This is a genomic window from Nesterenkonia lacusekhoensis (assembly GCF_017876395.1).
GTDB lineage: Bacteria > Actinomycetota > Actinomycetes > Actinomycetales > Micrococcaceae > Nesterenkonia > Nesterenkonia lacusekhoensis.
The window spans coordinates 1547992-1559556 of the sequence record NZ_JAGINX010000001.1; the positions used below are offsets into that span (position 1 = coordinate 1547992).

Below are 11565 nucleotides of genomic sequence, written 5' to 3' on the forward strand. Positions count from 1 at the left end.
GCGCTAGTTCAGAGCGGGGGCCGGGATGGTCCCTCCGTTGAGGTCCTCCACCGGCTCTTCGGCGCCCGAGGCCTCTTCACCATTCTGCCCGCCCACGGGGCGTGTCAGAGTGTCCAACGCGCCGGAGCCGAGCATTCCCGACGGCGCTCCGGCCGCCTCCTCGGCCACGTCCGCCGGTGCGGCGGCCTCGTCACCGGGCTGGACCGGGGCGGAGACGAAGCTCGAGGGCCGGTCCGAGGAGTCCGCCGCGGCCGCCTCGCCTGCGACGGCACCGCTGGAGAGATCGAACGACCCGGCCGAGGCCGGCATGACCATCCCCAGGGACACCGCGTTGTCCGAGAGGGACTGCGGGGACTGGCGGTACTGGACCTGCTGCGAGAGGGCCTGGTTCTGCTGACTCAGCGCGGTGTACTGGTTCTGCAGCTCCACGGCCTGGTACTGGGTGCTGGAGATGTGGATGTTGACCGCCAGGACGATGGCCAGCGCGGCGGCGAGCAGGCCGATGATCCCTGCCAGCAGACCGCGCTGGCGCTCTTTGACCTTGGGGAGGGCGCGCAGCGCCGGCCGAACGGAGCGCAGGCCCTCCTGCTCCTCGAGCGGTGCGGCATCCAGCTGTCGGGCGGTGCTGCCCCGGACAGCCTGCAGTGCGTCCTCTGCACGTGCTTCTGCGCTCATCGCTCGCTCCTCCTGGCCGTTCTGATCTTCTCAACTGATCGACATTTCGCGGAGGCGGCTCGCGGGTTGGCCGCGATCTCCTGCTCATCGGGGGCTTCGGCGCCGCGGGTCACGGCACGGAAGGTGGGCTTATGCTCCTCCATCTCCACCGGCAGCCCGGCCGGCGCGGAGGAGGTGGTCCGCGCGGCGAAGGCCCGTTTGGTGATCCGGTCCTCCAGGGAGTGGTAGCTCAGGACCACCGCCCTGCCTCCGACGTCGAGTGCGTCCAGTGCGTGCGGCAGTGCTTCAGCGAGCACATCGAGCTCGCGGTTGACGGCGATCCTCAGTGCTTGGAAGGTCCGCTTGGCGGGATGCCCTCCGGTGCGCTTGGCCGCGGCGGGGACAGCCTGATCGATGACGCGGGCCAGGTCCTGGGTCGTGGTGAAGGGGGTGACACGCTGGCGGGCCACGACGGCCCTGGCGATCCGCCCCGCTGAGCGGTCCTCGCCGTATTCGCGGATGATCCGGCGCAGCTCCGCCTCCTCCACCCGAGCGAGCAGCTCGGCCACCGACTCATCCGGAGAGTCCTCGGAGGAGTCCATCCGCATATCCAGCGGAGCGTCGTAGGAGTAGGCGAACCCGCGATCGGCCTCATCCAGCTGCAGGGAGGAGACGCCCAGGTCGAACAGGACTCCGGCGAGCTGCTGGCCCTGTGCGAGGTGCTCCTCGGCGACCTCGTCCACCCGGTCATAGACCGTACGGACGCCGCGAAACCGGTCGCCGAAGGAGCGCAGCCGCTCCCCGGCCATCTCCAGCGCCTGGGGGTCCCGGTCCAGGCCGATGACGTGGAGGTCATCTCCCGAGCGGAGCAGCGCCTCCGAGTGGCCGCCCATGCCGAGCGTGGCATCGATGACCACAGGCACGGCGCCCTGGGCGCGGATGTTCTGTGCACCGGCCAGGAGCAGATCGACGCAGCGGTCCATCATCACCGGCACATGCCGGTCAGCCGCTGCGCGCTCTGCCATGTCGCCTCCACTCGTCCTGCTCTGACGTGAACCCTTGGACCAGCTCCCCATCCGCTCCGCCGTCACCTGACATCGGGGAAGTGAAGTCAGGGGACCGTCGGGCGGCGGGAGAACTCATCCAAGGCCTCCAGCACCGTCTGCTCCTAGAAGAGTCCGGGGATGGCTTCCTCGTCCGTGGCCGAGAACTCCGACTCCTTCTCCTCCAGGTAGGCGTTCCATGCCGCGGTGTCCCAGATCTCGGCGCGGTCTCCCGCACCGATCACCGTGACTTCGCGGTCGAGACCCCCGTAGTCCCTCAGCCCGGGAGGGATGGTGACCCTCCCCTGCTTGTCAGGGACCTCGTCAGAGGCCCCCGAGAGGAACACACGGATGTAGTCGCGTGCCTGGCGCGAGGTCAGAGGGGCCTGGCGCATCTGACGGTGCACGTTCTGAAACTCTTCAGCACTGAACACGTAGATGCAGCGCTCCTGCCCGCGGGTGAGGACCAGGCCGTCGGCCAGCTCCTCGCGGTACTTCGCGGGAAGGATCAGACGCCCTTTGTCATCCATACGAGGCGTGTAGGTGCCGAGGAACACGGCCACCACCACCTCACATGTCCGAGTAGGGACACCCCCATCTCTCTTGCGTCCTCCACTTTACCCCACTTTCCCCCACATGCAACGCATCATGAAGGCCTCGCGGGGAGTGTTCTCCGCAGTGACGAACCCCGGAATGGCGCCTGACCTGGGGAAACAGGAGAGAGATGGCGCAGTGGTGGACGGTGGAGGGATTTTCACGCCACGCGGGCAGGAGAAGGTCGCAATGCCAGGCGGAACGCGACCGCGGCGGCAGGGGCGTGGCGGGAGTGGTGGGAAGTGGAGGAAGTGGAGCGAGTGGTGGGAAGTGGAGCGAGCTGGATCCGAGGAATCCGGACCGGCATGACGAAGGCCCCCTCTCCGTCGTGGAGAGGGGGCCTTCGTCAGTCGTGCGGTGGAGTCAGTCCTGGCGGCGTCGTTCGTCCCAACGCTGCTCCAGGCCGCTCATGAATGAGCCTGAGGGGCTCGGAGTGGAGGAGCGTGGGCCTCCGCCCCCTCCGCCACCGCCGTTGCCGCCGGATCCGTTGCCGCCGTCGGCCGAGGAGTCGCTGCCTGAGGGCCCACCGGTGGTCGCGAAGTAGACGCCCAGGCCCATGATCAGGAAACCGATGACACCCAACCAGATCCACTGGTTATAGATGCCGAAGATGAGGACGCCGATGCCGCCGACCGCCACCAGCAGGCCGAGCACCAGGTTGCGGACGTTGAGCTTGCCGGCAGGTGCTTCCTGCATCGAGCTGGCGAAACTGGGGTCCTCCGACTGAAGCTGATCCTCCAGCTCCTTGAGCATGCGCTGCTCGCGCTCCGACAGTGGCATCGTGAGGCTCCTCGCGGTTCGGCTTCGGCGGTCAACCCGGCCTGCGGAGCGGCCCCGCAGAACTGGTTATACCTGGGGAATCATTCTATCCCAGGGCGAGGCTCTCGGGAAAGCAGAGATGCCGGGGCCACGGAGGCCCCCGGGAAGCGCCGTGCCACAGCGTCGACAGCATTCTCCGCATCGACCCAATTGGTCTCAGTCCGGTCGAAGCTGAGCTGCAGCGCCCCGGCGTCCTGCTGGAGCCGCTCGGCGCGGACCCCGATCAGTCGGACCGGCTGAGGGCGCTCCCCCATCCTCTCCAACAGGGAGACCGCGGTGGAGTACAGCGTCAGGCCCGAATGGGTGGGGTGGCGCAGGGTGGCGCTGCGCGTATGGGTCTCGAAGTCCCGATACCGCAGCTTCAGCGCCACCCCCTGGGCCGTCACGGAGGATGCTCGCAGTCGGCCGGCCACCTTATGGCTGAGTCGCAGCAGTTCCTCCCGCAGGACCTTCTCCGCCTCGATGTCCTCCGCGAAGGTCTCCTCTGCTCCGATGCTCTTCTCGGCTCGCTCGGTCTCCACATCACGGCCGTCCTCACCCCAGGCCAACCGGTGCAGCTGTTCGCCGTGGACACCGAAGCGGCGCCGCAGGGCATCAGCCGGGGTATGGGCCAGCTGCTCCACCGTGGTGATCCCCAGACCCTCCAGAGCGGCGGCGGTCTTGGCGCCCACGCCCCAGAGCGCACGCACCGGCAGGGTGTGCAGGAATTCCACGCGGCGCGGCGGAGGGACCAGCAGCAGACCGTCCGGCTTGGCACGGGTGGAGGCGATCTTCGCGATGAACTTGCGGTCCGCGATGCCCACGGTCACCGGCAGTCCGAACTGCTCGCGGATGTCGCGGCGGATCATGTGACCGATCTGCTCGGGGGACCCCAGACGGCGCTGGGCGCCGGTGAGGTCCAGGAAGGCCTCGTCCACGCTCAGCTGCTCCACGCGGTCGGTCAGCGTGGCGAAGTAGGCCATGATCTGGGCCGAGATCTCGCGGTACCGGTGCATCGTCGGCTCCAGCACGAGCGCGTGAGGGCTGAGCTGGCGGGCCTGCGAGAGCGGCATGGCCGACCGCACTCCGTCCGCCCGCGCCTCATAGGAGGCCGAGAGCACCACCGAACGCCCGGAGTCCTGAGCCACGATGATCTTTCGGCCGCGCAGCTCAGGCCTGCGCAGCAGCTCCACCTCCACGTAATAGGCGTCCATATCCGCGTGCGCCAGGACACGGGCGCCGCCCGCGCGACCGGGGGAAGCCGGTTCAGAAGCCATGTCTCCAGGGTACGGTGGTGCGGTGACATTCTCGCGCGACGCCTTCATCGACCAGGTCAACCGCCGCTGCGCCGCCTTTCTGGAAGAGCGCCGCGCAGAGGTCTCTGCCATCTCCCCCGACGGCGCCCCGCTGGTCGACGCGCTCAGCGCGCTGACCAGCGGAGGAAAGAAGCTCCGCCCAGCCTTGGGGTGGATCGGCTGGCGTGGCGCCGGCGGCGATCCGGAACCAGGCAGCGCGGCCGAGCAGCTCGGCGTCGCCCTGGAGCTCTTCCAGGCCGCCGCGCTGGTCCATGACGATGTGATCGACCGCTCCTCCACCCGCCGAGGACAGCCCAGCGCCCATGTCCGCTTCGAGAAGCTGCACCGCGAGGCGGGATTCAGCGGCCAGGGCCGACACTTCGGCACCAGCGGAGCCATCCTCTCCGGCGACCTCGCCCTCGCCTGGGCCGGCCAGGCCTATGCCCAGGCCGAGCTGACCTCCGGGGCCGCCACCCGCTCGGACACCCTCGCCCGCGAGACCTTCCAGCGGATGCACACCAGTGTCATCACCGGCCAGTACCTCGATGTCCTCGCCGAAGTGCGCCGCCCAGCCCCCACCGAAGCAGAGGCCGTGACCCGTGCCCGAGGCGTGCTGCGCTATAAGGCCGCCAAGTACTCGACGGAGTATCCGGTGGTGCTGGGCTGCGCGCTGGCCGGCGGATCCCCGGCGCTGAGCGATGCCTTCGCCGCGGCAGCCCTGCCGGCGGGCGAAGCCTTCCAGCTGCGCGACGACATCCTCGGGATCTTCGGCGACCCGGAGACCACCGGCAAGCCCGTCGGAGACGACCTGCGTGAGGGGAAGCGCACCGAGCTCATCGCCTATGGCCTCTTCCGCTCCTCCGCGGCCGAATCCGAACAGCTCAGCGCAATGCTGGGCGACCCTGAGCTCTCGGAGGACCAGGTGGACCGGGCACGCGAGATCCTCGTCTCCTCCGGAGCACTGGCGGAGGTCGAGCGCAGCATCGATGAGCTCAGCGAGCAGAGCCGCCGCGCCGAGGACCCGCTGCGCGAGGCCGGTGTGACCGACGACGTCCTCGACGAGTTCGCCGAGGTCCGCGAGCGGCTCGTCCGTCGCATCCGGTAGGTCGGATACTCTGGAGAGGTGAGCAGCGAACACCCCTCCTCCGGCGAGCAGGAGACCGAGTCGATGGACCCCTGGATGGGGTCCGAGATCGACGGACGCTATGTGATCGAAGACCGCGTGGCCCGCGGCGGGATGTCCACGGTCTACGTGGCCCAGGACCGCCGCCTCGGCCGCCGTGTCGCGCTCAAGGTCCTCTTCCCTCACATGGCCGAGGACCGGAAGGTCGTCGAGCGCTTCGAACAGGAGGCACGGAACTCCGCGCTGATCTCCCACCCCAATGTGGTCCAGGTCCTCGACCAGGGCCAGACCCGCGAGACCGCCTATCTGGTGATGGAGTACGTGCCGGGTGCCACGCTGCGCACTCTGCTGAAGAAGGGTCCCATGACGCCCCGGCTCGCCCTGACCTACCTCGAGGCGATCCTGGGCGGGCTCGGAGCGGCCCACCGCGCCGGCCTGGTCCATCGCGACATCAAACCGGAGAACGTCCTGGTCTCCCGGGACGGCAGCATCAAGCTCGCCGACTTCGGCCTGGCTCGGGCGGCCACCCACCACTCCGGGACCTCCACCCTGATGGGCACGGTCGCCTACATCTCCCCCGAGCTGCTCTCCGGCGAAGGCGCCGATGAGCGGGCAGACATCTACGCCACCGGCATCCTGCTCTACGAGATGCTCACCGGCGTGCAGCCCTACACCGGCGACTCACCGGTGCGCGTGGCCTTCCAGCACGTGAACTCCACCGTCCCGGACCCCTCACAGTACGCGCCCGGCCTGGCTCAGCCGCTGGACGAGCTCGTCACTGCGGCCACTGCGCCGAAGATGGTGGGGCGTCCCAAGAACGCCGACGAGTTCCTCGCCCTGCTGCGCTCGACCCGGGCGGAGCTCACCGATGCGCAGCTGGACTTCGACGGCGCGCTGCGCAAGCACCGGCGACACCACGGCGAACCGGCGCAGGAGCCCGCCCCGCAGGATGACGCCGCGGCGGGCACCGCAGTGCTGGGCTCTGCCCCGACGGCGTCACCGTCCGCCGTCTCCGCAGAGAGCCCGGGCATGGGAGAGGACGCAGGCCTGCTTCCGGAGGACTTCCCCACCCGTGAGGAGCCGGAGAGCTGGGATGACGACGTCGACGCCGCCCTGGGCCACGCCCGGCCGGCGGGCAGCTGGTCCACACTGGCCGAGCAGGACCGGCAGACCGTGGCGGAGGTCCCCACGATGAGTTATGCCGCCCCGGAAGCCACCTATACGCCACAGGCGCAGGATGAGACCACACAGTTCTCCGCAGTGGGCCGCGGGCAGGGTCAGGCCAGCACGCTCAGCGCTGAGGCGGCCGAAGACTCAGCACGGTCGGAGCAGCGTCAGCGCCGACCGGAGGGCCGGAAGGACCGGCAGCGCCCGACGATCCAGCTGCAGTCCCCGACGCCGACGCGCGCCTGGCTGACAGTGGCGATCGTAATGATCGTGGGATCGGTGGTGACCCTCTTGGCGTGGTTCCTGGGCCTGAGCCCGGCCATCGTCCCCAGCCTGGGAGGCCCCCAGTAGCGGGAGGCCTCCCAGTCAGCGGATCAACGGACAGCTCATCAGCTGGTCATTTGACCTTCTTGAGAGCTTCGGCCACCAGGAATGCCATCTCCAGAGACTGCTTATGGTTCAGCCGAGGGTCGACCAGGGTCTCGTAGCGCTCGTCGAAGGCTGTCTCGTCGATCTCATCGGATCCGCCCAGGCACTCGGCCACGTCATCACCGGTCATCTCCACGTGCAGACCGCCCGGGTAGGTTCCGGCGGCACGGTGGACCTCGAAGAAGCCTCGGACCTCGTCCATGACGTCGTCGAACCGGCGGGTCTTGTACCCGTTCTTGGCCGTGATGGTGTTGCCGTGCATCGGGTCGGTGACCCAGACGACCTTGGCGCCGGAGTCCCGGACCGCCTCCACCAGGGCGGGCAGCTTCTCGCGGATGTTGGCGGCGCCCATACGTGAGATGAAGGTCAGGCGGCCGGGCTCGCGCTGCGGGTCCAGCTTCTCGATGATCTCCAGGACGGTCTCGACCGTGGTGCTGGGCCCCAGCTTCACGCCCACCGGGTTCTGGACCCGGGAGAGGTAGTCCATATGGGCGCCGTCGAGCTCACGGGTGCGCTCCCCGATCCACACGAAGTGCCCGGACGTCACGTAGGGCTGGCCGGTGCGGGAGTCGATGCGGGTCAGGGCACGCTCATAGTCCAGCAGCAGAGCCTCGTGGGCAGAGTAGAACTCAGTACGCTTCAGGCCCTCGAAGTCGGCGCCGCAGGCCTCCATGAAGCGCACCGCACGGTCTATCTCACCGGCTATCTGCTCGTACTTGGCGTGCGCCGGGTTCTCCATGAACCCCTTGTTCCACTGCTGGACCGCACGCAGGTCGGCGAAGCCGCCCTCCGTGAAGGCTCGGATGAGGTTCAGCGTGGAGGCTGACTTGTTGTAGGCCTCCACCATGCGCTTGGGGTCCGGGATCCGGGACTCCTCGGTGAAGTCATAGCCGTTGACGATCTCCCCGCGGAAGGCCGGCAGGGTCACGTCCCCGCGGGTCTCCATGTCCGAGGAGCGCGGCTTGGCGTACTGGCCGGCCATGCGTCCCATCTTCACCACCGGCAGGGAGGCGCCGTAGGTCAGCACCACAGCCATCTGCAGGATGGTCTTGACCCGGGCGCTGATCTTATCGGCGGTGACTCCGTCGAAGGTCTCGGCGCAGTCCCCGCCCTGCAGCAGGAACGCCTCGCCGTTGGCCACCTGGGCCAAGCGGCGCTTGAGCTTGTCCACCTCGCCGGCGAAGACCAGCGGAGGGTTGGAGGAGAGCTGCTCGTAGGCGGAGTCGAAGTCCGGGTGTCCACGCCAGTCCGGCTGCTGCTTCAGCGGCAGACTGCGCCACTCGTCCAAGCCGGGATAGTCGGCGGCACCGGTGTGCAGGATCTCTCCGGGTGCGGTCAACTGGACGTCGGTACGGGGCTCTGGCGTAGTAGTCACCGCACTAGCGTAAAGCGCACTGTGAGGATGAGCCTAATAGGCTCATCCGCGCGCCGCGGCCGCATCCCGGTAGAGGGCCTCCACCTGCTCCGCGTAGTCCTTCATGACCGCCGGCCGCTTGATCTTCAGCGACGGCGTGAGGTGCCCCGACTCGATGGTGAAGTCCTTCTCCAGCAGACGGAACTCGCGGATGGACTCCGCCCGGCTGACGCTCTCGTTCGCTCGGTCGATGACGGACTGGATGTGGTCGATGACGCGCTGGTCGCGGATGAGCTGACCCATGGGAGTGTCCTGGTCGATTCCCTGCCGCTCCAGCCATTGGGGCAGCGTCTCAGGGTCCAGAGTGACCAGAGCGGCGACGAAGGGCCGGCCGTCTCCCACCACGACCGCCTGAGAGACGATGGCATCGGCGCGGATCTGATCCTCCAGCTGCCCCGGGGAGACGTTCTTGCCCGCGGCGGTCACCAGGATCTCCTTCTTGCGACCGGTGATCGTCAGGTAGCCCTGCTCGTCCAGGCTGCCGATGTCTCCGGTGCGGAACCACCTCTGGCCGTCGATCTCCACGAAGGACTCGGCATTCTCCTCCGGACGGTTGCGGTAGCCCGGGAAGACACAGACGCCGCGGCCGAGGATCTCGCCGTCCTCGGCGATCCGCACGGCGTTGCCGGGCAGGGGGAGGCCGACCGTGCCGATCCTGAGCTGCTCCGGCGTGTTCACGGTGATGGGCGCCGTGGTCTCGGTGAGCCCGTAGCCCTCCAGGATGGTCACCCCGATGCCATGGAAGAAGTGGCCCAGACGTGCCCCGAGCGGGGAGCCGCCGGAGACCGCGTGAGCCACCTGTCCGCCCATCCGGGCATGGAGCTTGGAGTAGACCAGCTTGGAGAACACGGCGTGCTTGAGCTTCAGCCCGAAGGGCACCTTGCCGGCCTGACTGGCCTTGGACCAGGCGATGGCTGCCTCGGCGGCCTTCTCGAAGATGCGTCCCTTCCCCTCACCCTGGGCCTTCAGGAGGGCGGCGTTGTAGATCTTCTCAAAGACCCGCGGCACAGCCAGCAGGAAGGTGGGGCGGAACGTCCCGAGGTCGTCCACCAGCTCCTTGATGTCCGAAGTGTGGCCCACCCGGGATCCTGCTGCCACTGCCAGCACGGAGATGAAGCGTGCGAAGACGTGGGCCAGCGGGATGAACATGACCGTGGAGGCCTGCTTATGGACCACGTGACCCAGGATCTGCAGGGTCTGCAGGCACAGTTCGGCGAAGTTGCCGTGGGTCAGTTCGCAACCCTTGGGCCGCCCTGTGGTCCCGGAGGTGTAGATGATGGTGGCCACGTCCGAGAGACCGGCGGCGGTGCGGCGGACTTCGATCTCCTCGTCGGAGATCTCGCGGCCGGCGTCGCGCAGCTGGTCCAGATCATCGCCTTCGATCCGGAAGATGTGGTGCACGCCCTCGAGCTTCTCCTGACTGATGGCCCGCTCGACGACCCGCTCGTGCTCAGATCGCTCCGCAAAGACCGCGCTGACGCCGGCATCCTCCAGAATCCAGGCCACCTGGGAGGGCGAGGAGGTCTCGTAGATCGGTACGGTGATCGCTCCGGAGTACCAGATCGCGAAGTCCAGCAGCGTCCACTCGTAGCGCGTGGCCGCCATGATGCCGACCCGATCTCCGGCCCGGACACCTTCGGCGACCAGGCCCTTGGCCAGGGCTATGACATCGGCGCGGAACTCCGCGGCCGAGATGTCGGTCCACTCCCCCGGGCTCAGCTGACGACCGAAGAGGATGTTCTCGGGATCCGCATCAGCCTGACGCTCCAGCAGATCTGTGATGTTCAGTTCTGCGGGGACGTCGATGACTGCCGGGACGCTGTTCTCGCTCACGGTCACTTCTCCTCATGGTCTGCAGGATCCACACCACGATGGACACGTGGCGTGTTTCTCATCACAGTAATGTCTCAGGGTTCCCCTGTCCACGCGGCCCCACAGCGTCCCTCAGGCCGGGGCAGCGCCTCAGACCTGGGCGCCGTCGCCGCCTCCGCTGCGGTGACGGGGCATCTGCAGGAAGAGGATGACCAGCCCGAGGAGCACGACGCCGATCAGCGCCGGGACCGTCCAGCTCGGGGCGCTGATCGGCAGGAAGGGAACCACCACCAGGGCCAGGATGCCCAGCAGCGACAGCAGAGCGCCCAGGGCCACCCCTGGCTTGGCGCCGGCCAGCGGGTTGCCCGGGTTGGGCGGAGTGAAGTCGTCGAGGTCGCCGTCCTTCACGGTGTAGTCCCGCGGTCCGCGGGGTGCAGGACCCCCGGGGCGGCGGTTTCCGGGCTGATCGCTCTCCATCCGGTAGCTCCTCACCGGGCGGCTCCGCGGGGAAGGTCCCTGTCCGTCATCGCGCTTCTTGCTCATCGAGGAACTCCAGTGTTGTCCGAGTGATGATGTCGGCGTCGTGGTCCAGGGTCGCCACGTGCAGGCTGTTGTGCAGCGGTACGGTGCGCAACTGTCCCGGACGCAGACTTTTCTCCAGGGTAGCGGCTGAGGAGGGTGGGAGGATATTGTCCCGCGCAGATCGCAGCAGCAGCACCGGGGCCCGCACCTCGGCGAGCTCCCCGCGGACCTCGCGGAACATCCGGTCCAGCCCGACGACGGCGCGCAGCGGGGTGACCGGATAGGCCTCCTCCTGTACACCCGGCCGAGCGATGTCCCCGGCGATCGAGGGGACGCTGCGGCGCAGCCGACCCAGGACTGAGGCACCCAGTCCGGTGAAGGGCTTCAGCCGCAGACCCGGATTGATGGTCACCACGGCGAGGACACGGCGCCTGGCCGCGACGTGCAGGGCCAGCGCCCCGCCCATGGAGAGGCCGACCACAGCCACCTGGCTGCAGCGGGCGGCCAGACGATCGTAGGCGGCCACGGCGGCGCGCATGATGTCCTGGTGCGGGGTCTGCGCCAGGTCCTGCCACGAGGTGCCGTGACCGGGCAGCAGCGGCAGCTCCACACGGTAGCCGGCAGCCTCGAGAGCCTCGGCCACCGGGCGCATGCTCGCCGTGGTGGAGGTGAAGCCGTGGAAGACGGCGACGCCGACATGAGCGTTTCCCATGT

The 11565-nt window shown here is 68.4% G+C and carries 11 protein-coding genes; 2 read left to right on the plus strand and 9 right to left on the minus strand.

All coding sequences use genetic code 11. The annotated features are described in order from the left end of the window. Positions 1–3: 3 nt before the first annotated feature. From ftsL to dinB, 5 genes are all read right to left on the minus strand, one after another. A complete protein-coding gene (ftsL, locus tag JOF45_RS07310) occupies positions 4–675 on the minus strand; it encodes a cell division protein FtsL (RefSeq protein ID WP_210048772.1) in 672 nt (223 codons plus the stop codon). Next, a complete protein-coding gene (gene rsmH, locus JOF45_RS07315; protein ID WP_210048773.1) occupies positions 672–1679 on the minus strand; it encodes a 16S rRNA (cytosine(1402)-N(4))-methyltransferase RsmH in 1008 nt (335 codons plus the stop codon). Before rsmH ends, ftsL begins: the two co-directional genes overlap by 4 nt. A 143-nt stretch (positions 1680–1822) precedes the next feature. Next, a complete protein-coding gene (gene mraZ, locus JOF45_RS07320; protein WP_210051369.1) occupies positions 1823–2254 on the minus strand; it encodes a division/cell wall cluster transcriptional repressor MraZ in 432 nt (143 codons plus the stop codon). Between the two features lie 400 nt (positions 2255–2654). Then, on the minus strand, positions 2655–3071 hold the full coding sequence (locus JOF45_RS07325; protein ID WP_210048774.1) for a DUF3040 domain-containing protein: 417 nt from the start codon (positions 3069–3071) through the stop codon (positions 2655–2657). Positions 3072–3151: 80 nt separating this feature from the next. Then, on the minus strand, positions 3152–4366 hold the full coding sequence (dinB, locus tag JOF45_RS07330) for a DNA polymerase IV (protein ID WP_210048776.1): 1215 nt from the start codon (positions 4364–4366) through the stop codon (positions 3152–3154). Between the two features lie 22 nt (positions 4367–4388). Here dinB and JOF45_RS07335 point away from each other — a divergent pair, with 22 nt between their 5' ends. Next, entirely contained in the window at positions 4389–5489 is a 1101-nt protein-coding gene (locus JOF45_RS07335) for a polyprenyl synthetase family protein (RefSeq protein WP_210048778.1), read from the plus strand. 18 nt (positions 5490–5507) lie between these two features. Beyond that, a complete protein-coding gene (locus JOF45_RS07340; RefSeq protein ID WP_342591430.1) occupies positions 5508–7025 on the plus strand; it encodes a protein kinase domain-containing protein in 1518 nt (505 codons plus the stop codon). A 46-nt stretch (positions 7026–7071) separates the two neighbouring features. On the opposite strand, the gene JOF45_RS07345 is transcribed toward JOF45_RS07340, so the two are convergent. From JOF45_RS07345 to JOF45_RS07360, 4 genes are all read right to left on the minus strand, one after another. Next, the gene (locus tag JOF45_RS07345) at positions 7072–8442 is read right to left on the minus strand and encodes a class II 3-deoxy-7-phosphoheptulonate synthase (protein WP_210051372.1); all 1371 of its coding nucleotides are present in this window, start codon (positions 8440–8442) and stop codon (positions 7072–7074) included. Positions 8443–8520: 78 nt separating this feature from the next. Then, a complete protein-coding gene (locus JOF45_RS07350; RefSeq protein ID WP_210048780.1) occupies positions 8521–10350 on the minus strand; it encodes an AMP-dependent synthetase/ligase in 1830 nt (609 codons plus the stop codon). Between the two features lie 129 nt (positions 10351–10479). Continuing rightward, positions 10480–10872 carry a hypothetical protein gene (locus JOF45_RS07355; protein WP_210048782.1) on the minus strand — a complete coding sequence of 131 codons (393 nt, stop codon included), beginning with the start codon at positions 10870–10872 and terminating at the stop codon, positions 10480–10482. Further along, complete coding sequence (locus JOF45_RS07360; protein WP_210048784.1) at positions 10853–11563, minus strand: alpha/beta hydrolase; 711 nt, start codon at positions 11561–11563, stop codon at positions 10853–10855. The genes JOF45_RS07355 and JOF45_RS07360 overlap by 20 nt, the downstream gene beginning before the upstream one ends. Positions 11564–11565 lie beyond the last annotated feature (2 nt).